The organism is Aliiroseovarius crassostreae (assembly GCF_049803815.1).
GTDB classification, from domain to species: domain Bacteria; phylum Pseudomonadota; class Alphaproteobacteria; order Rhodobacterales; family Rhodobacteraceae; genus Aliiroseovarius; species Aliiroseovarius crassostreae_A.
On record NZ_JBNAGI010000007.1, the window covers coordinates 84,754 to 107,155 of the forward strand.

Consider the following 22,402-nt stretch of genomic DNA (forward strand, 5'->3'; position numbering starts at 1 on the left):
CATCTTCTTTCCTGGTCGAAGTTGCTTGGACCGCCGCTAGCCTCGACGATCGTTGGAATGCGGTGCTTGCTGAACCGCAAATCCGCCGCATAATCACATGAACCAGCCCCTCTCTTAGCTCAGTCGGTCATCTATTCCAAAATCTCTGACAACGGACATTGATTCGAGTACATTAAAACACTCGGAATTGGATCCCGTTTTACGTCATATCGCTCAATTAGACATTAATCAAATCATGCAAGGTTGGTTTTGAACTACTCGCTTGCGCTAAAATGTATACGCAAGAGATCATCCATTGGTTCCAGGCTCTTGTTAGCTTTGAACTGTGTTGAAGTGGTTTAGCGGTGATTTAATGGAGACGATGAACAGTCTAGAGGAAGTGAAGCTGCCCGCATTTGTGCGCGACCAGCTTATCACACAGTTCCGAGCTCATTTGCGAGATTTTAAGCAAGAGCTTCCCCAGGAGGAACATTTCTCTTTGCAGCAGGTGCTTCAGATGTTTTCCGTCCTAGATTCGTCGGTCGGAATGCATTGGCCGCTGCTTGCAACGTCACTGTGGAAACCCCGATCGCAAGTGCTTGCAAGCGCCTACTTCAACACGAGCCAATCCATGTTAAGCGCATTGGCGAACCTGATGAAAGGTAAGACTGCCTTTCTGCCGTTTGTCAATGTCAGCTACAATTTGACACCCAAGGGTATGGATATCAGGGTGCGACCGAGATACGACATTGGCACGCGAAACTGGCACATCGTTCACACGCTTCTCATTCTCGGTATGGCGGCCATTTATGAGGACATTGCCCCGGAAGAAGCAAAAGGGGTTATTTTCAATACCTCTGTGCCGAATGACGAAGCTGCAGCGGTTTTCAAGAACCTTGTGGGTGTGCAAATCAACTTTGGTATCCCCTTGGAAGAAACATATGCTTTCTATCCGACAGAATTTTTACAGGTGCGGCCTGATGGTCCTAATGAATTCCTGAATGATTTGTTGCTGCAGGAGATCTTAAAGCAATCTGAAGCGGATGGTTGCGGAGATTTTCTGGATGGGGCGCGGGAAGTCATGGAGAAATTGCCGTATGTCGAGATCAAGATTGGCAATGTGGCGAATAAACTGCGGTTGTCCAATAGCACATTATATCGCCGCCTTCTCGAAAACGACACATCCTTTGACGAGTTGAAAAACATGGTCGTGCGCGAGAGGGTTTTGCTTGCCCTGCAAGAGATTCCGTCACCGGAAGAAATCGCACGTACGGTTGGATTTTCGTCTACCCGTTCACTTAACGAGTTCAGCAGACGGCAATTTAACTGTTCAGTTGGTAAAATGATCCGCGGCAAAGCCCCCTCTAACAGCGGATCGGCCACATTTGGTCCTGCCGCAACAAGGCGCCCAGGAGATCGCTATGTCTGATACAACATCAATCCGTGTGAACACCTGTGACAGGATAAACAGCTATACTTTTGGACTAGCTGGATATGCTGCTGGTGAGGATGCTTTTGGGCATTCCTTCAACGATTATACGATTAAAACCCTCTCGAAGGAGCTCTTCTAATGGCTACCTACACTCTTGGACTATACTCAAACAGCACCTTTGTTAACCGCTTCACAGGTGCGAGTTACGCGGGGGGGACAGGTGCGTCTTACCGTATCGAAAACGATCAGGCGCATATCCAGAATATCACTGTTACGGATACGCAGACGGGCACGTCAAATACGGTCAATTACAACAATGACAACCTTTCGAGCGGTGAAGGGATTGAAACAATTTCCGCTGCGAATGACGATCAGCTGAATGGTGGGGCGTATACCAGTCAACAAACGATCGATACGTTTGTTGCTACGGATGGAACAGTCTACAATGACGTTGCAATCGTTGCGGGGGAAAGCTATCGCGTTGGGCTTTACGATGCCCAAAGTGGCGGCACGAAAATCGATACTTTCTGGGTGACATCCGTATTCATCGATCTTGATGGGGATGGCGTCAAAGATGCAAACGAGGATGAGTATTTTGTTTCAAGCCGCGATCTGAGCACAATTCCTGAAAGCTACCGGGTTGATTTCGAGACTTCTAACACGTCCTCCGATGCACTTGGCGGTATCTCAAGCGGCTATGTGACTGCCGCTGAAACTTCGTACGCAGTGGCCGGTGTGGTCGACGGCACAGATTCTGGTGATGTTATGGGCATTGGGTATACCGACGCCCAAGGAGACATCATTGACGGGGCCGATGGCCTCAATGATACCATCTACGGCTATGGCGGCGACGACACAATCAATGCGGGCCAGGGCCGGGACAGCGTGCTTGGTGGCGACGGAAACGACTCTATTCAGGGCGGTGCTGAACGCGATACCATTCGGGGCGGTGAAGGAAACGACACCATTTTTGGAGGAGCGAACGATAGCGACTGGCTATTTGGTGATGCAGGCGACGACACTATTGTTGGTGGCACAGGCGACAATGTCGCAGATTTCATCTGGGGAGGCACTGGCAATGACAATATTGACGGCGGCGGCGGTGCCGATGTTCTGCGCGGCGAGGATGGGAACGACACCATTGATGGCGGGTCTGGAGCCGACACGATCGAAGGTGGCGCTGGCGATGATTATATTTTTCAGAGCCAAAATGATGGCACGCCTTATGACAACCAAGCGGACAGCATTGATGCGGGCACTGGAAATGACACCATTCAGGCATCCTTCGGCAATGATACGATTGATGGCGGTGACGGCATTGACCTTTATGATGCCAGCGCCTTTGGCCAGGCGACTAGCATTGATCTGAATGCGGGAACCGGGTCTTTTGCCGGAACGGCAACAACGGCCCAATCGCTCAGCAATATTGAGAACGTATATACTGGCTTTGGCGACGACTACGTCGCCGGTTCCGATGTTGCCAACCTTATTGAGGGCAACTCTGGCAATGATACCCTCATCGGTCGCGGCGGAGATGACACTCTTCACGGTGGAACGGGCAACGATATCTTCTATGGTGGCGATGATAACGATGTTCTTTACGGCGATGAAGGTGACGACACGCTTTATTCGCAAGCTGGCGATGACACACTGTTTGGCGGCGATGGTAACGATATTATGGGCGGTGGCCCCGGTGATGATGTGCTCACCGGTGGTGACGGCGATGACACGTTTATCAATACGATCGACAATGACATCATCACCGATTTCAACACTGGCAACACCGGATCGATCACGGACGGCGACCAGACCAACAACGATTTTGTTGATCTGAGCGGGTACTATAACCAGACAAACTACGACGCAGCGGTGGCCGCAGGGGATATTGATCCAGCGATCATTACAAACCCTCTGGAATGGATGCAGGCGGACCAGGATGATGACGGAATCCTGAACGATACCAATGCCGGTTGGAGCACTGACAATACGCTGATCATCCAGAATGGTGGAACAGCCGTTGCTGGCGCGGATCTGACGTTTGACAATACCAATGTCTCCAGCCTCGTTGTTGACGGCGAAGAAACGGGCGAGGCTATGGCGCCGGGATATGACGATTCCGGTCAGGCCACCAATGGTGGTGGCGACATTATTGACGGCGCGGATGGCAACGACGACAGCATTCGCGGCAATGGCGGTGATGATACAATTGATGCAGGCCTTGGCAACGATACCGTTGATGGCGGTGCTGACAATGACAGCATCGATGGGGGTGCTGGTGACGATATCGTCTGCGGCGGTGACGGGAATGATACGATCTCGGGTGGTTCCGGTGGCGGCGAACCTGGTACATTCAATCTCAACCTATATGCTCTCGATGAAATTCCAGGTGTTCCGGCGGGCAGTACAAATGCTGCTGATGCTTTCAGTACGGGCGGCACGACAACCTTCGGGGGGGCAAGCGTTGTCGTAACGGTGTCCGATGACGACAATGCGCTGGAAGATTTCAGTGCCAGCGCCCTTGTACCCGGCATTCCTGTGGACAGCGGTGACCCTCAGGTCACGACAAGTGATGTCACGGTCTTTGGAACGACCTATACCGCAGGATCCGAATTCCATGCAGTAGCACAGGTCGAGTATGTCAACAATACAACAGGCGAAACCGGATGGGCTCAGGTCGTCTCTTTTGACCAAGATACCTCTAATAGTTCTTATCTCGTATTTCCAACGGATGTGTCGCCCGGCGACGATATTACATTCATCCCAACAGACAACAATCCGGCTAACGCGGCTACAGCCTTTTCGAGCGTTCAGGGTTATGACTATTCCTTGTTGGGGGATCCATCTGTCGGCGATGATACGCTTTGCGGTGGCGAAGGTGACGACACCTTCCTTGTGGTCGAAGGCAACGACACGATCACGGACTTCAACCTTGGCAATACCGGGGCGATTGATGATGGCGACCAGACCAACAACGATTTTGTCGATCTGAGCAGCTATTATAACGCGACCAACCTTGCAGCTTACAATGCGGCAAACCCCGGCAACACTTATGCCACTGCGCTTGAATGGATGCGCGCAGACCAAGCAGATGACGGTATTCTGAATGACACCGAGGCCGGTTGGGATGCTGACAACACGCTGACCATCCAGAATGGTGGGTCTTCGGTTTCAGGCGCAGATCTGACCTTCGACAATACCAATGTTTTGTGTTTCGTTCGTGGCACTAAAATCGCAACGGATCGCGGTGAAATCCCGGTCGAGTATCTGACGTCAGGGGATCGGGTGATCACCCGCGATAACGGGTATCAAAAGATCTGTTGGATTGGCAGCACCAAACGCAAAGCCATTGGCGCCGTGGCCCCCATTCTGATCCGCGGCGGCGCATTCATACCAGAATCTTCTGATTTGTGGGTGTCCCCGAACCACCGCATGTTGCTGCGCGGTGTGGCATCAGAATTTGCGGGCGGAGAGAGCGAAACGCTCGCGCCTGCGAAACATCTGATTGATGGCAAAAAGGTTCTCCGCATGGAAGGGGGGATGGTAGAGTATTTCCATATTCTCTTTGAAAGCCACGAAGTGATTTCGGGGAATGGTCATTGGTCTGAAAGTTATCATCCCGGGCATGTTGGATGGGCAACACTGGATCATGATGCGCGCAAAGAAATACTCGAGTTTTTCCCAGATCTCGCTGACACCGATGGACGAGCCAAATTCTCAACTGCGCGAAGAGTTCTTAACCGGCTCGAGTGCCTCGTTGCCGCGCAATACGGAATATAAAGTTCAATAGTGGGGATGATCCGATGCTGACAGAAGGTTGCAAAGTTCAAGTCAAAGAAGGGGGAACTTTTGTTCCTGTCGAAGAATTAAGAGTTGGCGACACCGTCTTTGATCCGGTATCGCAGATACACTGTAGGCTTACCAATATTCTTTCGCGTGAGGTGCAATTCCCAGCAAATGAAACTAGGTTTGAGGCACCTCTTTTTCCAGTTTGCTTACGAGCAGGATCCATCGCACCCAACGCACCGCAACGTGACATCCTTGTTTCCCCAAAACAAGCGCTTTCGTTTAAAACTTCCCCATGGTCTCATGACAAGTGGAATGGTCTGGGATTCGCCACTGCGGACCAATTGCCCGATAAATTCGCGTCACCAATCCAAAATGATCTGAGATCAATTCGCTATTTTGCTTTGTTTGCGAAGCGTTTCCAGTTCGCGAATGTGGAAGGGATATATTTGCAGATATTCGGTGACGATCTGTATGCAGAGCCATCGCACCCAGTCGTTGATGACGCCAATGCACTATTTGCCACCTCGCAAGCGGTTTGAAAGCTCGCATGATGGAACAACAGAAAGACAGAATTCCCATTGCAGGGGCATCGCGAATGTCATCATCTCCAAGCCTGAAAAACCAGATGTCTAGGTCCAATGTTGATCCAACTGCAGATTCTTGGATTTGGTCTGTTCCAAACTTCGAAATAAATACTACTTCGGTTCGGCGGGGGACTAGCGCTTCCCCAATCTCCGAAAATGAAACCGTGAATGAAGGAGAAGCTGGCTGGGCAGGCTCCTTTTCCGACGAAGTGAAGTGGCTCCCTCTACGCTTTTTTGCGTTTCTTGTGAGTTTAGTATTCATAGCAATTCTGATCGGTTTGCTTTCTTTCACCTGACGGGATCAAAAGCCGAAAGACTCCTGTAGACTTAGTGATTGTTGGAATTTGAGTGATGTTAGAAAAAACAGACAAAAAAAGGTCAATTGAAACAGTTTCAGAGCACTCCCGTTCTGACACCATATACAGGTTCAATCATTACCGAGCGGTACGAGTAAAAGAACTGACGATATGTTCCGCATTACTGTTTCTACATGCTATCGGATTGCAAAACTTCTCTTTGATGACGGCACAGGCTGTTATTTTTGTGGTGTCGTTTGTGCTTATTTCCTCAATACAGCCTTGATCAGTCCCAACTAAGCGGTCCAAGTTGAATGATAGTGTATGTGTGACCTGAGATCCATAGGCATGATGGTTTCTGGGGTTGGTGGGCGATAGCCCAATACACTGTGTGGTATCTTCGTGTTGTAGTGTTTCCTCCATTCTTGGATCAGGATCTAAGCTGCATGCAAGCTGTAGTATACCTCGCCGTTGAACAGTTCATCTCGCATCCGCGTGTTGATGCTCTCACAAACCCATTCCCTCAGGGTGTCAATGAGCGTTCAAAACTGACCCGGTTTCAGCATTTAAGTTTGACCCACCCTATGTGGCGCAAAGCCCCCAGGCGCGCCGCCCTCAAATAGCGAGTCCGTCTGGGGGCTTTGTGTGCGCGACGTTTATGTTTTTCTGCGTCGCTTGCTTTGTGCGAACCGGCATGACGTGTTGCCTATTTCGTATTGTGCGATCTCGGCATGGGTTAGGGTCGTCATCAGCAATGGGTCGAAGCTTGATCATACCTCGCCATATCAGGTTACGCAGGGACATGTCATTCCGGTCGTGGCAGGTTCATCCAACTTCAGGCGTCATCCATTGTGGACGTATCCAATCCTCTTGCGGTCTGGCGTGATCGGTACGTCGACCGGTCACCTCAGTTCCCCTCTCGTTTTCTTCCTGATGCAATCTCCGTGACCTGTCCCATCTGCCGGGCGCGGCTTTCAGCCGCCCCCTTCAAGCAGAACTTTCCCCTGTGCGCTTCGCGCCCATTCCTCGCGCAACAAAGTTCAGCGTGACAGCCGGTCCGGGCAGTCACGGTCTCTCGTTTGCATCGAAAACGAAGGAGAACCGATATGACCAAGTACTACACCGTCACCACCCCCGACACCAGCAAGGATGGCAAGACCCGCTTCCACAAGGTGGGCGTCGCCTTCCCGCAGAACGAAGGCGCCAAGTCCTTCATGACCATCCAGCTCTTCGCGACCCCGGTGAATGGCGAGCTCGTCCTCTTCGAGCCTAAGCCCGACAGCGACGACGTCCAGGTCACCGAGTGACCCAGCCGGGGAGGGGCCTAGTGCCCCTCCCGCCAAACCTCTCCGACATCTCATACGAAGGACAGACACAATGGAACTTCTGCCTCAACCCATCCTCGACCAACTGGCCGCCAATGGCCGTGCCAACCAGACGCGCATCGAAGCTGGTGAGGACACCATCGACTTCGCGCCGGTGGTCAAGCTCTTCACACCAGACGGCGGCGCCACCTGGCTCCTCAGCGAAACGGACCCGGAGGATCCCGACATCGCATTCGGTCTTTGCGATCTCGGCCTTGGCTACCCGGAGCTGGGCTCGGTTCGGCTCAGCGTCCTCATGGCACACCGTGGCCGCCTTGGCTTGCCGATCGAGCGGGACCTCCACTTCAAAGCCGAGGCACAGCTCAGCACCTATGCCGAGTGCGCTCGCGAAGCCGGAGGGATCGTAACGTGAGCACCAACATTCGTCCCGAACACATCAGCGCCTTTTAGGCGCTGACTTCAGGAGACCACGACAATTTCGTGCTGTTCTCCGGCTTCCTTGATGGCGAACCAGCCGTGGCAATCGTCGCGGTGACGCCGCCTAATAGCGACGAGAGCGAGTATCAAATCACGCCGCTTTTTGTTGGTGTCACCGCGAACATGGTTCTGACGGATCATGAAGGTACTACCGCCTGACGGTCGCGCGCCGCATAGCATCCAGAAGAAGAGGCTGCCCATTTCTGGGCGGCCTTTTTCTGTTTCGTTCATGCTCCCACGCGAACAAAGCTGAACGAAATTTTAGGCGGGGCCCAGAAGAAAAAGAAGGCCTCAATGTTCCCCGACTGGTGTCGGTTTGAAGTGCATTGAATAGTCGGGCCTCTCTGCACTCTGTTGATCGAGGTGTGCCAGAAATGGTGGGCAAAAAGATACACCATTCAATACATCATATTGCGCAATATGATGCATTGAGGTATAAGCGAAGGAGAAAAGGAAGACGTTGGCAGGATATGCCCAATGTTTGCACATTTTGTCCGAGGGGTCTGACCCGTGCCGAGGCCAGCGAAAAACCTGAAGCTTGAGCAGCGCATCGAAGTCGCGCGGCGCTTTGCGGCCGGCGAGGGCGCGAAGGAGTTGGCGGCGGCATTTGGCATCTCTCCACGCCATGTGAACAGGCTGGCGAAAGAGGAGGCGGGGGAGGGGATCGCGGTGCGCGACCCGAGCGAAACAGTGGCGTTCCGGGCCAGTCGATCCGAGCTGGAAGCGTTCGACGCGGAGTGGCGTGAACGGGGCTATGCCAACCGGTCACAGGCGCTGAATGCAGTGCTGCGTGGGCGGTGCGGGTTCCTCGATGTGCCGCGTGATCTGGTCACGGAATTCTGCGCCGCATGGCGTCAGGCCAAGGATGTGAGCAACGCCGGATTGGTGCTCGCCAAGGCGGTCCATCGCGGTCGGTTGGAGGTCTCGGAGGCGGATCGCGATGTGCTGATCGAACTGCTCGATCTTGCGCAATCGATGAGCCGTGAGATGGGCCGGATGAAGGATGCGGCGCAGGCGCTGCGTCATCAGGAGTGGCCGCAAAAGGAAGAGGGGCAGGGGGCGGAGAGCGCGGCTCTGGAGGATGGCCCGCGCAGGATCGAGCGCGGATTGAGGCTCGTCAGGAATGGCTGATCCACTCGCCCTCTACACCTCGGTCATGGGCCGGCTCTGGGAGGATGAGCGCATCCGGGGCCAGTCCGCGGCGCAGATCGACGCGCGGTTGGCGGGGCGTCGGCAGGGGCGGAGTTTCGCGCGCGTTGGATCCATGTCGGCGCGCAACGCGCTGAAGGCGGCCTCGGGCCAGAGCCGGGCGGCGGTGTTCAAAAGGATCCGGACCGGGGGCTGCAAGACGCGTGCTTCGCTCGGGGCGCAGATCTCCTACATCAACGACAAGGCGGTCTACACCTACTCGACGATGACCAACGCGCTGACCGATGCGGCGGTGCTCTCTGAGGCGCAGAAGGAAGACATCATCGAGGATTGGGCCGGGACATGGCGGGGCTCGACCAAGCTCGGGTTTACCTCGCACATGCTGCTCTCGTTCCCGACCGACGTGACGGTCGACCAGGTGCGCGACATCGCGATGGACTGGACGGAGCATTTCTTCGAGAGCGGTGAATACGGCGACCAATGGGACTACGTCCTGGCGGTCCATGACGACCGGGCGCACAAGCACGTCCATATCATCCTGAACAATCGCGGCGTCGAAAACGGCACCTGGTTTTCCTGCTGGGCCGAGGGCGTGATGTCACCGCAGCTGATGCGCGAGAAGCAGGCCGAAATCGCGGAGCGCTATGGCGTGATGCTTGACGCCACCACCCGGCTCGAGCGCGGCATCTTCGAGAAGCCCGCCGGGATCGAGGAAATCTACCGCGCCAAGGAAGAGGCCCGCCTGCCGCGCGAGATCGCCCTGACAGCCCAGGAATCCGCCATCGCGCAGGCCCAGGTGGTGGGCTTCGCCAAGGACTACAAGACCCTCGCCGACCTGCTGGACCGGGTGGACCAGCGCCACATGGCACGCGCCGTGCGCGGTATGGCGGAGGGGCTTGGTTCCGGCATGCCGTGGAACTTCACCGAAGGAGAGATAGACATGAAGGACATCAAGACCGTCGGTGATGCGATCGACTATTCCGAGCGTACGATCGAGGCGCTGAGGCTCAAGGCCGAAGAACTGGACCCGGCCGAGCGCGCCGCCTTTGAAGCCAAGGCCGCGCCGATCATCGCGGACCTCTCGCAGATGGTGCCAGACCCGGAACTGCGCGCGCGCTTCGGCAAGCAGCTCGAAGAACCTTATCCTCCGGGGGCGGGCAGCGAGGTGCTGATCGCCGCGCTGCAGTCCGGCAATGACGAAGGGCTCCGTGACGTGCTCGAGCGCGCCGAAGAGGCAGGCATGGATAGCGAGGAGTTGGTGGCCCGGATCGCTGCGGGTGGCACGTGGAACTACGGCATGGCGCAGGACTGGGTCGAAGGGGACATGAACGCGGTGTTGGCGAAAGACGGTCTCAGCGTTGAGACCGCCAATGACGAGCAGCTCGATGCCGCGCTCGAGAAGGTCGACGGGGTGATGGACGCCCTGATGGAGTGCGCCAAGGAACTGGGCGTCGAGATCGGCCGGACCCTTGCCGATGAGGAAGAGGCGACGCTGCCGCTCATCTACGAGGACGACCGGACGCCCAATCCCTACCTACAGGACCTCGCCGACATGCTGCGTGACGGCAAGCTGACTGAGGAACAGGAAGAGACGGTCGAGCGGACACTGCAATCCGAGCTCTTCAAGGAATTGGGCGAAGAGGGCTTGGCCGAACTTCGGCGCGGCAACTACGAGGTGCTGGACGCAGCCCTTCCGAGCAAGCTCGATCAGATCACGGTCACGCAGGAGTTCCTTGAGATGACGTTTGAGGAAACGGGCGACCAGGTCTTCACCGACCGCGCCGCCGGGTTGCAGCAGGACAAGGCGACCGAGGTGGCACGACTGCGCGGCCAGCAGGAGGAGCAGGAAATGGGGCGCGATCTCGGTCGGGACCGCGGTCTCGATGACGAGATGGAATTCTGAGGGGGACGACCACCATGACCAAGACACTTCCCCTCTGGGCCGCGCTCCTTTTCGGTGTGATCTGCGGCGCCGTCATCGGCACCATCGTCGCCGCCTTCTACCTGACCCTGGCCCTGAAAACCGGGTTTCAGAGCTTCGACATGTTGGCGCTCTGGAAGGCCAGCGCCGTGACACGCGCGGCACATCCTGCGGCCTTCAAGGTGGGGTTTGGCGCCGTCGCCTTCGGAGCCATCGGCCTCGGCGCCCTGGCGCTTGCCTGGACCTGGAAGAAGGAGCGGGACGACTATGGCTCGGCCCACTGGCAGACAAAGGCGGAGCTGAAGAAGAACGACATGCTTCAAGCGCCTGGCAAGGGCTTTGTCTGCGGCAAGCTCGGAGCCCCGACGTCCAAAGCTGAGTTCATCTCCTCGACCACTATCCCGCATGTGATGATGGTCGCGCCCACCCGGGCCGGTAAGGGCGTGGGCTTCGTGATCCCGAACCTACTGAGTTTCGCGGGCTCGGTCGTGGTGCTGGACGTCAAGGGTGAGAACTTCGAGAAAACCGCGCGGCTTCGCGCACTGAACGGTGACGAGGTCTATCGCTTCAGTCCCTTTGACTGGGCCAATGCCACGCATCGCTACAACCCTCTCGCCCGGATCGCCAAGGCCCCGAGCTTCGCGCAGCGTTTTACCGAGGTCTCGATCCTGGCCGACCTCTTCCTCGACAAGGACAACAAGACGCTCGACACCTTCTCCGAGGCCGGCAAGTCGATCTTTGTCGCGGCCTGTCTGCTGGCGATCCAGCGTGGCACGCCGAACCTTGGCGAGGTGAACAAGATTGTCGCCGGGGGGGACTACAAGAACGCGCAGTACAAGACCTATGCTGACGAGGCGGAAGAAGACATCCTGCGCGAGCTCTGGACCAATGCGGCCTCGGCCTCGTCGCGGCTGCTGACCTCGAACATCCAGGCGCTGATGACCGCCGGTCTCAAGCAATGGGACAACCCGGCGGTCCGCTCGGCCACGCAAGACAGCGACTTTGATTTCTCAACCTTCCGGAAGACCCCGCAGTCGCTCTACATCGCCGTCTCCGAGGATCACATCGCAACGCTGGCGCCGCTTCTGCGCCTGATGTTCGCCGATCTTATCGCGTCGATCCGATTGAATGAGCCGGGTCCGGACGAGCCTTGGCCGGTCATGATGATGATCGACGAATTCCAGCAGATGGGGGCGATGCCCTATCTCGAACGCGCTATTCATTCGCTCGCTAGCTATGGCGGCCGCGTCGCGATGATCGCTCAGTCGCTGGCTTCGCTCGACCGTATTTATGGGTCCGAAGGCCGCGAGAGCCTCGAGAACGGGGCAGGGCTTAAGCTCTACATCACGCCTCGCGATCAGCGGACGGTAAAAGAGGTTTCCGCGGCCGTCGGCAGCACCACTCGCGAGGCGGTCACCCGGATGTACGGCCGGAACAAGGGGTTCCTCGGCGCGACGTCGACTTCGGCGCGGCTGGAAGAACGGCCGCTGCTTTCCGAGACCGAAGCGCGCCTGATGGACCCCGACGAGGTCATCATCCTCGCCTCGCCCCAGCATCCGATCAAGGCGAGCCGGATCAAGTATTACGACGATCCGTTCTTCAAGGACATGCTCGCCCGCCAGGAGGGTAAGCCGTTCCCCTATCCGCCGAGTGTGCAGGGCGTGGGACCTTGGGGCGGCGATGGTGCTGAAGAAACCGGCGCAGACGAGCAGGCGAAACCAGCCGAACGCGCGCCTGTCCGGGATCGCTCGCAGCGGCGCGAAGCGCGGGCGATGAGCGTGATGGCGATAGAGGCTGGACGCGGGCAGCCTGAGCCCGAGACGCTCGAGCGGGAAGGGGCGGTGCCGAAGGAATGGGAAGCGACGTTCGACCGGCAGGAGGATTTTATTGAGGAGTTGCTGGGTGCATAATACTGACTAAGTTGTGAACTGCAAAATGCCGGCCTTTGCGTTCCCTGCGGCGAAGGTTGCTAGTGAGCCTCGAGCGGGAGAAGTAACTTTCCTTAACGTGAGGTTGCAGCGTGGAAAATGCGGCACAAACGAAAAGCTCGGTACTGCTCAGCAAAACAACCATTCATTCGGTCCGCAGTGTCAAATGATGGCCGAATTTACTTTCCACCTAATGGATCGAAGCCACCGGCTTCCAGTCGGTCCGCTTCTGCGCCGCAAGGCCTACACCGCCATAGCAGCCAAGATGGCGCGCACTGTACACGCCGTGATCAAACACGGCGAACCCTATCACCCCTTCTTCGAAGGGGGCGAGCCCAGGCGGAAGGACCCTTGTCTGATCGGAGCCGTGGAGGCAGTTCGCTGACCTCGTAGATAATGTTCAGGTCTTCCGCTTGGGATTTTGGATCTCGTTTTAAGGACGGTGAGGGCCGCCATCGCGCGTACCCTGTGTTTGCCATGGGAGAGACCGATTCTTGACGGCTGAGACCGCTTGGGCAATCACAAAAGGGCATCTGAACCGCGCCGGGTTTGCCGGAGGCTGATTTGTCTTAGTTACGCGGACAAGTCTGATCTTTCCATAGCCGCGTAGAAGTTTGCTTCGGCCTCTGCTGGCGGGATATTCCCGATGGGCTCCAGCAGGCGGCGATTGTTGAACCAATCGACCCATTCCAAGGTAGCGTATTCCACGGCATCGGCGTCCGCGAGCCACGGGCCCGCTTCCGGCCTCGTCGTCGCCGGACGCCCAGCTTCTGCTCGCGGATCAGATGCTGGACAACGTCGTGTTGAAGGACTTGCTGGGAAAGAGCTGACGACGCCAAGCGAACGGCGTGATGCAGCGCTCAGGGCGATGCAGGATCATGATATCTCGCAGCGTCGGGCGTGCAGGCTCGTTGGTGTCGCCCCCAAAACTGTCCGGCGCGAACGCCCGCCGGACAACCCTGGCATCCGAAGGGAGATGAAGGCCGTCGTTGCCAAACGACGCCGGTTTGGCTACCGGCGGATCGGCGTGATGCTGGAGCGCACGGGAATGATCATGAACCACAAGAAGCTGTATCGGCTTTACACGGAGGAAAAGCTGGGCGTCAGGCGACGACGTGGACGCAAACGGGCTCGTGGCTCGCGAACACCGATGCTTCAAGCGCTGAGGCCAGGCGAACGCTGGTCGCTGGACTTCCTGTCCGACACGTTCGGCGCATCCCGTCGGTTCCGCATCTTGGCGGTAAACGACGATTGCTGCCGTGAGAACCTGTGTCTGATGGCCGATACGAGCATCTCAGGGGATCGGGTTGCGCGAGAACTGGATGCCCTGGTGCGCATCTATGGCAAACCGACCAGCATTGTCAGTGACAACGGGACAGAGTTCACCAGTCGGGCCATCCTGAAATGGGCCAACGACAACGACGTGGGCTGGCACTACATCGACCCCGGCAAGCCGCAGCAGAATGCTTTCATCGAGTCATTCAACGGAAGCCTGCGCGATGAGCTTTTGAACGAGGAGATGTTCGACAGCGTGGACGACGCTCGCAGGAAGCTGGCGCTTTGGCGATACGACTGCAACCAAGTCAGGCCACACTCATCGCTCGAAAACCAAACACCCGCAGAAGCGCGCCGGACGCTTGAGCAATTTGAGGGCTCCGCGCCCGGCGCGCTTGCCCAAACTGACCACGACCAATATGAAAACCAGACCCGCAGACTCTCGTTGTGAATGAGGGAGCTTCGGGGGCAGGTCACGGTCGCTGAAGCGGGAGGCGATCTATCTCGAAGAGATCAGCGACGGCTTCCAGGCCAGGCGAGTAATCAGCAGCTGGATGACCTTCTACAACATCGAAAGGCCCCATTCCGCCCTTGGCGGCAAACCTCCAGCCGTGGTCTATTGGCTGAGAAAAAATGAAACCCAACCCGATCAGCAGGAGCAGAAAGTAGCTTAAAGCACGCCCGAAACTGTCCAAACTTTGGGGAGTAGCTCAGCCCACATATCCGTTCAGGTCTTAAGAAAAGACGGGGGCTGATCACACACCCGCAGATGTTTACTTCGGGCGTGACACAGCCATTCTGGAACAATGGGAAAGGATCAAACAAAAGACGCTTGAAACGCGACGCTTGCATCACAGAAGACGCGCCGCATAATCACACCAACCAGATGAGCCAAACTCTCTTTTTTTAGGCCGCCATTGGTTCCAAAACTCTGACGACGGACATTCAATTTCATGAAGCCGAAGTATTTGCAAAAGCCATGGTGACGGTGCCAAGTGACTGAAAGTCGGCACAATAGGTAATGCCCACTTCACCAAAGACGAGATCGCATAGTAACCCGGTGGCGACCAGTTCTCCTGTCTTTAAAGGAATTCCTCTGGCACTTAGGTGGTTTGCCAACCAAACAAGAACAGTCACCGGGTCGTCCATGGCGTTTGCCCCAATACCCTCGGAGATAGGTTTGTCATTTGCGCTCAGAACAACTGTTTCGGCTGTCAGAGGTTTCTTCGCGTCAAAAGCAGAGCCATCGCCGACTACAACGGCTTGGTTTATCGAACCGTCGGCGACAAGCCATTCTGGTGTCTCCTTGACATCTCCAGGCAGACGCTTGTTCACAATCTCAAAAATGGGGTGGACTGTACCTATCGCTGCCACTACCGCTTCGCGCGTATATGGCGCTTTGCTAGGGGGGAGATCCCCTTTGAGACGGAATCCTATTTCGGCCTCAACGATCTTCAGGTCGTCAACGTTGACATCTACTGTCGCTCCGTTGCCCAAGATCGTTTCTTGAAACAGCGGTCCGGCTAACGGTTCACTCACACCTGCCGCCTTACGTGCGGTTGCTGAAGTAAAACCGACCTTCCAACCAACAACCGGCTCTCCCATTGCCCGTGCCATGTGTTCCTGAACTATGTACGCATCTTCCAAACTTTTGGGCATAGGTGAGGGATATTTAAGTAACCTTTTGCATGACTTACGGGATTCCGCAATCGCAGCGCCAATTTCTTGAAGCGTCATGATTTCTCTCTAGTTTTACTTCTGAGGGGCTTAGCAGCCATTAGTCTACGTTTCGAATGGAGGAGAGGCGTCTTGCCTCTTCACAGGAAAACTCATCGCCCAAGCTGCATGCCAGCTTAAAGAAATGGTGGGCACTTTGAGGGCTGTTCAGAGGCTCTTCTTCAAACGTAACCCCCAAATCAGCACATGCTGGCGGATACTTTCCCGCACAACCTCTGATGTATAACCCTAGAGCTTTGGTAAAATTTTCATCTTCGTCCCCTTCGCCATATTCGACCAGACGGGCAAACCGAGTGCAACCTTCGGCCAGCCCTTCTTTACAAGCCGCTTCAAAAAGACTGAAAGCCATTTTCTCGCTCTTTCGAACGCCATTTCCCCACAGGTATTGAACACCAAGTTCATTGCAGTCTTGTGCGTTTCCTTTCAAGCAAAGCATCTGAAGTTCGAGCGGGGTCTGAGATATGGCGGCTCCAGGAGGCGTTATCATTGCTGAGGTCAATATGACAAAGAAAGTTCTGTAACTCACGCTGTTCTCCACACAGAAAAACTACCATTGGTAGGAAGGTAGCGACTTTTCCAACAAAATGTCGCCAGGCTCGATCACTTGTTCAAAAAATTTGTCTCAACATCTTGAATCATAAGCTCAATCAACTCGCAAGGGCTCGCCGCGTCTGCCATCCAGGCCATCTGTTTGTCTTGTGCATCTTTCGCATATTGTTCAGCCAAAACCGGTTTTTCCGCCTTCAAACGTGCCACCAACCCAGCATAAACACTCTGGCGTTGGTCGCTGATTTTCTTCGTGCACTCTGCTGCAAACAATGGGCCAGCAACTGTGAGTAACGCCGCAGTCAAAGGGATGATTTTCATTTGTAATCCTGAGAATTCGACATTAAACAAAAAATAGCTTGTTTTCGCAGTTGCTGGAAAACGAGCTAGGCTGCGCTCCTCAGCGTGGCCAACTAGCTCATTATCACTGCAGCTCTTGATCGTAAATATCCTTCGCGCACATATGTGTTTTTCACACTTTCATTTTCAAATCGTAAAAGTTCGCTTCGTCCGCTGGGCGATCATTCCTGCGTGCTGTGGCAAATGAAGTCACATTCCCCGCACCTTGGAAATTACGATCAACCTGGCAAATAGAACTCCGTAATCCCCCGCCTCCCCTCGGCCCGTCCGAGTTGGACGATCACATCGATGGATTTCCGGATGTATTCCCGGACCTCGGCGAAGGTCAGCGGTGTGCCAGCCTGCAGCACCATGATTGCCAGCCGGTCGATGGCGAGTTCCGCGGTTTCCGCGTGGATGGTTGAGACCGACCCGCCATGGCCGGTGTTGATGGCCTCGAGATAGGTCAGGGCCTCGGCACCGCGCAGCTCGCCGACGATAATCCTGTCGGGGCGCATTCGGAGGGAGGCCTGAAGCAGGGCGTTGGCGCTGCGTTGTGAACCGGCACCGCGGTCGGCCAGAAGGGCGACGGTGTTCGGCTGGCCGGGGAAGAGCTCGAAGGCGTCTTCGATGGTGATCAGCCGCTCGTGCTCGCTCACGTGGGTCAGAAGGTGGCGCGCAAAAGTGGTCTTGCCGGTCGAGGTGCCGCCGCTGATCAGGACGTTGAGCCGCGCCTCGACCAGGGTCTGCAGCGCGGCCTCGAGGTTTTCCTCGGCGAGCGTGGCGATGTTCTTCATCTTCTCGGCGCGGAGCGCATCGAGCGAGACGGCCTTGCCGAAGAGATAGGCGGGGGCGTAGTCTCGGACGCTGCCCGAGGCGAAGAGACGGATCGTGATCGAGGCACCGCGATCGATGGCGGGCGGTACGGCGACCTGGACCCGGAGGGGACGGCCAGTATATTCCACCTTGCCGGAGACGAGCGGGTTCTTTTCAGAGACGCGGGCCTTGGCGTCGCCGACGATGGTCTGGGCCATGTTGAGGGCGGTGGTGCGATCCACGGTCTGGCCTTCGTGGCGCATGGTGGCGTCGCCTGCGACCTCGAGCCAGACCTTGCCGTCCGGGTTGATCGCGATTTCGACAACGTCGTCGCGCTTCAGGAGGCCGCGGAACGGGTCGAGATACCGCTCGAGGTAGGAAGTGGGGGATGCCTGCTCCATCAATTCGGTGGTTCCGGTAATATAGAATCTGGTTTCGCTGCCTCTCGCCTGCGGCTCGAACGCGAACCCCGATGCTGCTTTTTCATTGTGAACCGGAACCCCCGTAAATCACCACATCCCGATCCACGAGAACGGTGACCGACGCCCCCTGATCGACATAGATCGTGGGCGCGATCGAGACCTGGTCGGCGATGACCGATTCGACCGCGCCCTGCAGATCGCTGCCGACATCGCCCAGAACAATGCTTGTGGTTTTATTGTTGGCACTCTCGGCCGCCACGGCCGGAGCCGCCCCGATCACGGAAATCAGCGCCGCGCCACCGAAGCGCTCGGTGAACTTGGTGTCGACAACACCGGTGAGCCCAGAGCGGCCGAGCTGGTCCCCGCCTACGGCGGCGATCTCCATCGAGGTGCCGTCCGGGGTCAGGACGCGGGTCCAGAGGATCAGGATGCGCTTCTGGTGCATCTCGACGCCGGAACGGTATTGGCCAAAAAGGCGGGAGCCACGGGGGATCAGGATCCGGTCTCCAGAAAACGCCGGGACCGGTTCGGAGACGACCGCAACCACTGACCCGGGCAAGTCGCTGTTGATAGCGGTCTGGAGCGCGGCTTGAATGACGGACCCCTGGGTTAGCGTGCGTTCGGGATGGGTGAGGCGAGCGGCCTCCTGCACTTCGAGCGGCCGCGCACTTTGCAGGTACTGCTCATTGCCCGAGAGGATTGGTGCTCCGGTGCCAGCGGCTGCCGGATCGGCGACCGCGGTGCCACTTTGGCCACCCCGCGGACCGTCGGCATAGACCACGGCCGGCGACTTGATCTGCGCGGTCAGAAGCTCTTCGGCGATGCGCTCTGCCTCGCGGAGGCGCTGCTCCTCTTCCTGTCGGCGGCGTTCTTCGAGCAGGCGTTGATCGGCGATCAACCCCTCGCGGTCGAGCTCGGCCTCGAGTCCCTCGCGCTGCGCCCGTTCGGCATCGAGCATGGACTGCAGCCCCTCGATACGGGTCTCGGTCTGGCGCTGCAGGTTGGCCAGTTCGGTTTCCTTGGCGGCGAGCGTCGCTTCAAGCGCCGCCTTCTGTTCGTCGAAGGCTTCGCGCAGGTCCGCGACGGCAGACTGGATTTCCGAATTCCGCGCGGCCTGGCTGGCGGCGAGGGCCTCGCGGAGCTTGGCGATCTCAGCCAGCACCTCGGCGCTTGGCTCGGGGGCCGGGGCCGCAGGCACGTCGAGCGCCTCCTCGACGGCGATCAGCGCGTCATTCACCCTTTGCTCGGTCTCGTCGGGTGGGAATTCCAGCCGCCCGCCGGTGCCGGTCCGACGGTCCTGGAAGGTCTCGACGTCCGAGGTCTCAAGCGCGCTGTCACCCTCCTGCAGACCGGTGGCCAGGAAATACGCGACCCCGGCGCCGCCAAGCGCGAGGGCGGCGGCTAGCGCGCCGACCCCTAGGCTGTTGCCCCGGCGTTTGGATTTGCCGCGCTGGCTGAATTGATCAAGGCGGTTCTGAAGGTCGGGAGGGGTTTGATCGGCCATGGTCAGTTGCTCACGTAGATGGCGCTTTCGTCGCGCCAGGCACAAACTGCCTCGTCGCCGATGCGCAGCGTCCAATAGGTGTTCACCCCGAGCACCCGGACTGTGTTGCCTTGCTGGGTCCAGTTGACCGTGCGCTCGCGGCCCTGGTCATCGGCCTTGAAAAGGGCGGGCTGGCGACCGTTCTCCGGGAAGACGAAATACGTGTAACGCCCGTCGTCATAGATATGGCTGGGGCGGAAGTCGCCCTCGCCGGAGACGCGGTAGGTGTAGTTGCGCGGGGCCTTGAACCCCTTGGGCTGCGTCGCACCCGCCGCGCGGCGTTCTTCGTCGGGGTAACGGAAGCGGACTTCGAAGAACATGCCGGTGCGGTTCGGGATCGAGCCCTCGCGCAGATGGAAAGAATAGGTGCGGCGGTTGGTGATGACCGTCATGTTGGTCGAGGCATTGGCCACATGCGGTTTGATCGTGAGCACATTGCCGAGCTCGGGGATTGGGTCGACCTGGAAGCTTTCGGTGTCGCCGACGATCACAGCCTCAAACCGCTCGCCCGCCCCGAAATGGATCGTGGTCGAATGCCTCAGATCGGTCTCGATCCGGTAGACTTGGTTTTCAGTATAGACGGCGGTGCGGATGCGGATATCGAGCGGTCCGCCTTGCGGCGTGGCCTCGGCGAGTGCAGCAACAGGCATGGCAAGCGCTAGGAGAAACGTGGTGAGGAGCGCGGGCAGGGGTTTCATCTTGGTCAATTCTCCAGGGTCTCGGCGTCGACGCGGTAAGAGGTCACCACGAAGCCCAAGGGGTTGGCCCAGACGTCCTGAAGGCGCTGGCGGGTTTCGGGTTGGAAGTCGTAGCCGACGGTGGCGACATAGGACCGGGTGACGGTGCGCGTATCTCGGGGGCGTCGGAGCGTTCGGGTGAAGCGGACCTGGGCCACGCCGCGCTCGATCTGGTTTACGGATTTGATCACCACCTCGATCTTGGCGTCGCGGCCGTAGACAGTGATCGGGTAGTCTTCATTGGTGGAGGACCAGAGGTCGCGTAGCGTGCGGGCGGCATCGCCATCCGAGCGATCGAGCACCGAGTTGATGCGCTGCTCGCCATCGGTCAGATCATAGGTTTCCCGATCATCGACATAGGCCACGAGATTGGCCTGGATGATGGCGTCGCTCTCGGAAAGCGTCAGCGCTTGGACGGCGGCGACCCGGTCCATCTCTCCGGTCTCCTTGTCGACCACGACCACGAAGGTCTCGGTCGTCTTGAGCGGAAAGAGGCTTGCGCCCGCGACCATGCCGGCGACGCCCACCAGCACACCCGCCGCCGCGACGAACCAGGCGAAACGCTCGCGCCGCCGCGGCCCGTAGATGAAATCCGCCTCGAAAGCATCGCGATCGGGCGCGGGGGAACTGGTCACAAGCTTCTTCAAGTCAATCGTCTTTCACATCAGGGTTTGCGGAAGGCCTTGGCGGCGGAGAGAAGCGCGCCGGGGCTTTGTCGGATCATCTCGCCGGTTTTGACCACGCCCGCATTGGCCATCTGGTTCAGTTCCTGCGGGGACTTGCCGGTGACGAGGCGCGAAGTGGTGCCGGTGCCATACTGGCGCGTGTTCACGAACCCCTGACGTGCGAGGCCGGTCAGACCCACGGCGTTCGACGCAATACCGACCACGCCGGTGAGGTTGGAGGCGATATAGGGCACCGAGGCCATGATCCCGGCGCTGAGGATCAGGATGACGAGGAAGGGCAGGATGAGGCTGACAGTTTCGACATCACCGGGATCGGCGGAAGCATCGCCAATGGCCTCGGCGATTGCGACGATGATGCCTGCGGCCCCGGCGGCCGCGACCGGCATGAGCGCATAGCCGATGGTAGCGCGGGTCCAGGCCTCGAAGAGCGATTGGGTCGGTTTGAAGAGCGAGGTCACGATCATGAAGGGCGCGATGACGATCATCAACGCGAAGACGATTCGGGCGAAGGCGATGATCCCGGCGGTGACGGCGGCGAAGATGGCGGAAAGGACAAAGAAGATGGCGCCCAGGACCGCGCCGAAGACCCAGCCCGCGCGGTCGCCGATCGTGTCGCCATAGGCGGTGATGCGCGCGACCATGTTGTCGAGGCTCTCATAGACCCCGGCCTCGTCGCCCGATCCGGTGAGGGCGAGGATCGAGGCGCCTATGGAGTCGGGGACATCGGTGACCACGCCATAGATGACGCTGAAATTGTCCCAGCTCTGCGCGAAGATCCCCACCAGTGCCACCTTGATCCCGAAGGCAAAGCCCGTGCCGAAGGGCAGGGGACGGAGTTGCATCACCGCGTTGATCCCGAGAAGCACGACAAGGAGCGCGGCCCCGGCGGAGATCACGTCGCCGACAGCACCTGCCGAAGAGACAAAGCCGTCCTGCGCCACGGTATCCACCGCGGCGTCGACCTGGCTCAGGATGTCGCGAATGATCCCCATCTACTCGGCACAGGCCTCCGCAACTTGGGCCTCGAGCGCGTCGGCTTGAGCGTAGAGATCGAGTACCTTGAACGGCAGGCGCGGGTTGTCCGAGGTCTGGAACCGGAGCAGGGCGTCAAGTGCCTGATCCCAGGTGAACTGATCCAGCAGGCAGGTGCAGCTCTCCGAGGCGAGCGCCTCTTCGGCGGTCAGGATGCGCAGGATCGCGCGGTAACCGTTGCGCAGGTAGGCGGTCTCGGCCAGACCTGCAGGCGGTTTCGGGACGCGGCAGGCGTCGGCCTCATCCCGCGCGATGGCCATCGAGCTGAAAGGCGTGTCGCCGGAGGGATCTGTGCTCGGGGTCTGGGCCAGCGCGGCACAGGGCAGGGTGGCCGCGACAAGCACGGCGAGACCAAGAGACTGAATTGGTACCAAGCTGTGGCTGATGGCTTG

Annotated in this window: 22 protein-coding genes and 4 pseudogenes; 13 read left to right on the forward strand and 13 right to left on the reverse strand. The window is 57.9% G+C overall.

Features of this window, described 5'->3' with window-relative positions; genetic code table 11:
* The first annotated feature begins 352 nt into the window (after window positions 1-352).
* From ACP15V_RS15675 to ACP15V_RS15695, 5 genes are read left to right on the forward strand one after another with little or no spacing between them, the layout of a single operon-like run.
* On the forward strand, window positions 353-1,408 hold the full coding sequence (locus tag ACP15V_RS15675) for a hypothetical protein (protein WP_424944661.1): 1,056 nt from the start codon (window positions 353-355) through the stop codon (window positions 1,406-1,408).
* A complete protein-coding gene (locus ACP15V_RS15680) occupies window positions 1,401-1,550 on the forward strand; it encodes a hypothetical protein (RefSeq protein ID WP_424944662.1) in 150 nt (49 codons plus the stop codon). The genes ACP15V_RS15675 and ACP15V_RS15680 overlap by 8 nt, the downstream gene beginning before the upstream one ends.
* Complete coding sequence (locus tag ACP15V_RS15685) at window positions 1,550-5,188, forward strand: Hint domain-containing protein (protein ID WP_424944663.1); 3,639 nt, start codon at window positions 1,550-1,552, stop codon at window positions 5,186-5,188. The genes ACP15V_RS15680 and ACP15V_RS15685 overlap by 1 nt, the downstream gene beginning before the upstream one ends.
* Window positions 5,189-5,211: 23 nt before the next feature.
* Window positions 5,212-5,736, forward strand: a complete 525-nt coding sequence (locus ACP15V_RS15690; protein WP_424944664.1) for a Hint domain-containing protein — start codon at window positions 5,212-5,214, stop codon at window positions 5,734-5,736.
* A gap of 11 nt (window positions 5,737-5,747) precedes the next feature.
* Window positions 5,748-6,077, forward strand: a complete 330-nt coding sequence (locus ACP15V_RS15695) for a hypothetical protein (RefSeq protein WP_424944665.1) — start codon at window positions 5,748-5,750, stop codon at window positions 6,075-6,077.
* A gap of 296 nt (window positions 6,078-6,373) precedes the next feature.
* Here the strand turns inward: ACP15V_RS15695 and ACP15V_RS15700 are convergent.
* Window positions 6,374-6,589 (reverse strand): annotated as a pseudogene (locus tag ACP15V_RS15700) (integrase core domain-containing protein); the annotation flags it as partial.
* A 594-nt stretch (window positions 6,590-7,183) separates the two neighbouring features.
* Here ACP15V_RS15700 and ACP15V_RS15705 point away from each other — a divergent pair.
* Window positions 7,184-7,384, forward strand: coding sequence for a hypothetical protein (locus ACP15V_RS15705; RefSeq protein ID WP_424944666.1), 201 nt, complete (start codon window positions 7,184-7,186; stop codon window positions 7,382-7,384).
* Between the two features lie 70 nt (window positions 7,385-7,454).
* Window positions 7,455-7,814 carry a DUF2958 domain-containing protein gene (locus ACP15V_RS15710; protein WP_424944667.1) on the forward strand — a complete coding sequence of 120 codons (360 nt, stop codon included), beginning with the start codon at window positions 7,455-7,457 and terminating at the stop codon, window positions 7,812-7,814.
* 47 nt (window positions 7,815-7,861) lie between these two features.
* Here the strand turns inward: ACP15V_RS15710 and ACP15V_RS15715 are convergent, their stop codons facing one another.
* Window positions 7,862-8,110, reverse strand: a complete 249-nt coding sequence (locus ACP15V_RS15715; protein ID WP_424944668.1) for a hypothetical protein — start codon at window positions 8,108-8,110, stop codon at window positions 7,862-7,864.
* Window positions 8,111-8,389: 279 nt separating this feature from the next.
* Here ACP15V_RS15715 and ACP15V_RS15720 point away from each other — a divergent pair, with 279 nt between their 5' ends.
* From ACP15V_RS15720 to ACP15V_RS15735, 4 genes and pseudogenes are all read left to right on the forward strand, one after another.
* Window positions 8,390-9,010 (forward strand): helix-turn-helix domain-containing protein, encoded by a 621-nt coding sequence (locus ACP15V_RS15720; RefSeq protein ID WP_424944669.1) that lies wholly within the window; start codon window positions 8,390-8,392, stop codon window positions 9,008-9,010.
* The gene (locus ACP15V_RS15725) at window positions 9,003-10,931 is read left to right on the forward strand and encodes a relaxase/mobilization nuclease domain-containing protein (protein ID WP_424944670.1); all 1,929 of its coding nucleotides are present in this window, start codon (window positions 9,003-9,005) and stop codon (window positions 10,929-10,931) included. The genes ACP15V_RS15720 and ACP15V_RS15725 overlap by 8 nt, the downstream gene beginning before the upstream one ends.
* A 14-nt stretch (window positions 10,932-10,945) precedes the next feature.
* A complete protein-coding gene (locus ACP15V_RS15730; RefSeq protein WP_424944671.1) occupies window positions 10,946-12,859 on the forward strand; it encodes a type IV secretory system conjugative DNA transfer family protein in 1,914 nt (637 codons plus the stop codon).
* Between the two features lie 247 nt (window positions 12,860-13,106).
* Window positions 13,107-13,262: pseudogene (locus ACP15V_RS15735) on the forward strand (IS110 family transposase); the annotation flags it as partial.
* 188 nt (window positions 13,263-13,450) lie between these two features.
* On the opposite strand, the pseudogene ACP15V_RS15740 reads toward ACP15V_RS15735, so the two are convergent.
* A pseudogene (locus tag ACP15V_RS15740) lies at window positions 13,451-13,612 on the reverse strand (IS3 family transposase); the annotation flags it as partial.
* Window positions 13,613-13,644: 32 nt separating this feature from the next.
* Between ACP15V_RS15740 and ACP15V_RS15745 the strand changes: the two are divergent.
* Together ACP15V_RS15745 and ACP15V_RS15750 are read left to right on the forward strand one after the other, a co-directional pair.
* A pseudogene (locus ACP15V_RS15745) lies at window positions 13,645-14,603 on the forward strand (IS3 family transposase); the annotation flags it as partial.
* Between the two features lie 31 nt (window positions 14,604-14,634).
* The gene (locus tag ACP15V_RS15750; RefSeq protein WP_424944714.1) at window positions 14,635-14,826 is read left to right on the forward strand and encodes an integrase core domain-containing protein; all 192 of its coding nucleotides are present in this window, start codon (window positions 14,635-14,637) and stop codon (window positions 14,824-14,826) included.
* Window positions 14,827-14,969: 143 nt separating this feature from the next.
* Here ACP15V_RS15750 and ACP15V_RS15755 read toward each other — a convergent pair whose 3' ends face one another.
* From ACP15V_RS15755 to ACP15V_RS15800, 10 genes are all read right to left on the reverse strand, one after another.
* Window positions 14,970-15,107, reverse strand: a complete 138-nt coding sequence (locus ACP15V_RS15755; RefSeq protein ID WP_424944672.1) for a hypothetical protein — start codon at window positions 15,105-15,107, stop codon at window positions 14,970-14,972.
* Entirely contained in the window at window positions 15,104-15,889 is a 786-nt protein-coding gene (locus tag ACP15V_RS15760) for a 2-keto-4-pentenoate hydratase (protein WP_424944673.1), read from the reverse strand. Before ACP15V_RS15760 ends, ACP15V_RS15755 begins: the two co-directional genes overlap by 4 nt.
* Window positions 15,890-15,929: 40 nt before the next feature.
* Window positions 15,930-16,415: a tetratricopeptide repeat protein gene (locus tag ACP15V_RS15765; protein ID WP_424944674.1), complete on the reverse strand. Its 486-nt coding sequence runs from the start codon at window positions 16,413-16,415 to the stop codon at window positions 15,930-15,932.
* 74 nt (window positions 16,416-16,489) lie between these two features.
* Window positions 16,490-16,786: a hypothetical protein gene (locus tag ACP15V_RS15770; RefSeq protein ID WP_424944675.1), complete on the reverse strand. Its 297-nt coding sequence runs from the start codon at window positions 16,784-16,786 to the stop codon at window positions 16,490-16,492.
* A 227-nt stretch (window positions 16,787-17,013) separates the two neighbouring features.
* Window positions 17,014-17,991: a P-type DNA transfer ATPase VirB11 gene (gene virB11 / locus ACP15V_RS15775; RefSeq protein ID WP_424944676.1), complete on the reverse strand. Its 978-nt coding sequence runs from the start codon at window positions 17,989-17,991 to the stop codon at window positions 17,014-17,016.
* Between the two features lie 82 nt (window positions 17,992-18,073).
* Entirely contained in the window at window positions 18,074-19,516 is a 1,443-nt protein-coding gene (locus tag ACP15V_RS15780) for a TrbI/VirB10 family protein (RefSeq protein WP_424944677.1), read from the reverse strand.
* Between the two features lie 2 nt (window positions 19,517-19,518).
* Window positions 19,519-20,253, reverse strand: coding sequence for a TrbG/VirB9 family P-type conjugative transfer protein (locus tag ACP15V_RS15785; RefSeq protein WP_424944678.1), 735 nt, complete (start codon window positions 20,251-20,253; stop codon window positions 19,519-19,521).
* A 5-nt stretch (window positions 20,254-20,258) separates the two neighbouring features.
* On the reverse strand, window positions 20,259-20,939 hold the full coding sequence (locus ACP15V_RS15790; RefSeq protein ID WP_037210179.1) for a virB8 family protein: 681 nt from the start codon (window positions 20,937-20,939) through the stop codon (window positions 20,259-20,261).
* Between the two features lie 17 nt (window positions 20,940-20,956).
* Window positions 20,957-21,970, reverse strand: coding sequence for a type IV secretion system protein (locus ACP15V_RS15795; RefSeq protein WP_424944679.1), 1,014 nt, complete (start codon window positions 21,968-21,970; stop codon window positions 20,957-20,959).
* Window positions 21,971-22,384 carry a hypothetical protein gene (locus ACP15V_RS15800; protein ID WP_424944680.1) on the reverse strand — a complete coding sequence of 138 codons (414 nt, stop codon included), beginning with the start codon at window positions 22,382-22,384 and terminating at the stop codon, window positions 21,971-21,973.
* Window positions 22,385-22,402: the final 18 nt, after the last annotated feature.

Excerpts from the sequence above, each read along its gene's own strand:
- ACP15V_RS15695 (WP_424944665.1), top strand. The coding sequence starts at position 5,748 with ATGGAACAACAGAAAGACAGAATTCCCATTGCAGGGGCATCGCGAATG.
- ACP15V_RS15690 (WP_424944664.1), top strand. The coding sequence starts at position 5,212 with ATGCTGACAGAAGGTTGCAAAGTTCAAGTCAAAGAAGGGGGAACTTTT.
- ACP15V_RS15685 (WP_424944663.1), top strand. The coding sequence starts at position 1,550 with ATGGCTACCTACACTCTTGGACTATACTCAAACAGCACCTTTGTTAAC.
- ACP15V_RS15730 (WP_424944671.1), top strand. The coding sequence starts at position 10,946 with ATGACCAAGACACTTCCCCTCTGGGCCGCGCTCCTTTTCGGTGTGATC.
- ACP15V_RS15780 (WP_424944677.1), bottom strand. The coding sequence starts at position 19,516 with ATGGCCGATCAAACCCCTCCCGACCTTCAGAACCGCCTTGATCAATTC.
- ACP15V_RS15715 (WP_424944668.1), bottom strand. The coding sequence starts at position 8,110 with ATGAACGAAACAGAAAAAGGCCGCCCAGAAATGGGCAGCCTCTTCTTC.
- ACP15V_RS15705 (WP_424944666.1), top strand. The coding sequence starts at position 7,184 with ATGACCAAGTACTACACCGTCACCACCCCCGACACCAGCAAGGATGGC.
- ACP15V_RS15755 (WP_424944672.1), bottom strand. The coding sequence starts at position 15,107 with ATGAAATTGAATGTCCGTCGTCAGAGTTTTGGAACCAATGGCGGCCTA.
- ACP15V_RS15680 (WP_424944662.1), top strand. The coding sequence starts at position 1,401 with ATGTCTGATACAACATCAATCCGTGTGAACACCTGTGACAGGATAAAC.
- ACP15V_RS15675 (WP_424944661.1), top strand. The coding sequence starts at position 353 with ATGGAGACGATGAACAGTCTAGAGGAAGTGAAGCTGCCCGCATTTGTG.
- virB11 (WP_424944676.1), bottom strand. The coding sequence starts at position 17,991 with ATGGAGCAGGCATCCCCCACTTCCTACCTCGAGCGGTATCTCGACCCG.
- ACP15V_RS15760 (WP_424944673.1), bottom strand. The coding sequence starts at position 15,889 with ATGACGCTTCAAGAAATTGGCGCTGCGATTGCGGAATCCCGTAAGTCA.
- ACP15V_RS15785 (WP_424944678.1), bottom strand. The coding sequence starts at position 20,253 with ATGAAACCCCTGCCCGCGCTCCTCACCACGTTTCTCCTAGCGCTTGCC.
- ACP15V_RS15710 (WP_424944667.1), top strand. The coding sequence starts at position 7,455 with ATGGAACTTCTGCCTCAACCCATCCTCGACCAACTGGCCGCCAATGGC.
- ACP15V_RS15795 (WP_424944679.1), bottom strand. The coding sequence starts at position 21,970 with ATGGGGATCATTCGCGACATCCTGAGCCAGGTCGACGCCGCGGTGGAT.
- ACP15V_RS15725 (WP_424944670.1), top strand. The coding sequence starts at position 9,003 with ATGGCTGATCCACTCGCCCTCTACACCTCGGTCATGGGCCGGCTCTGG.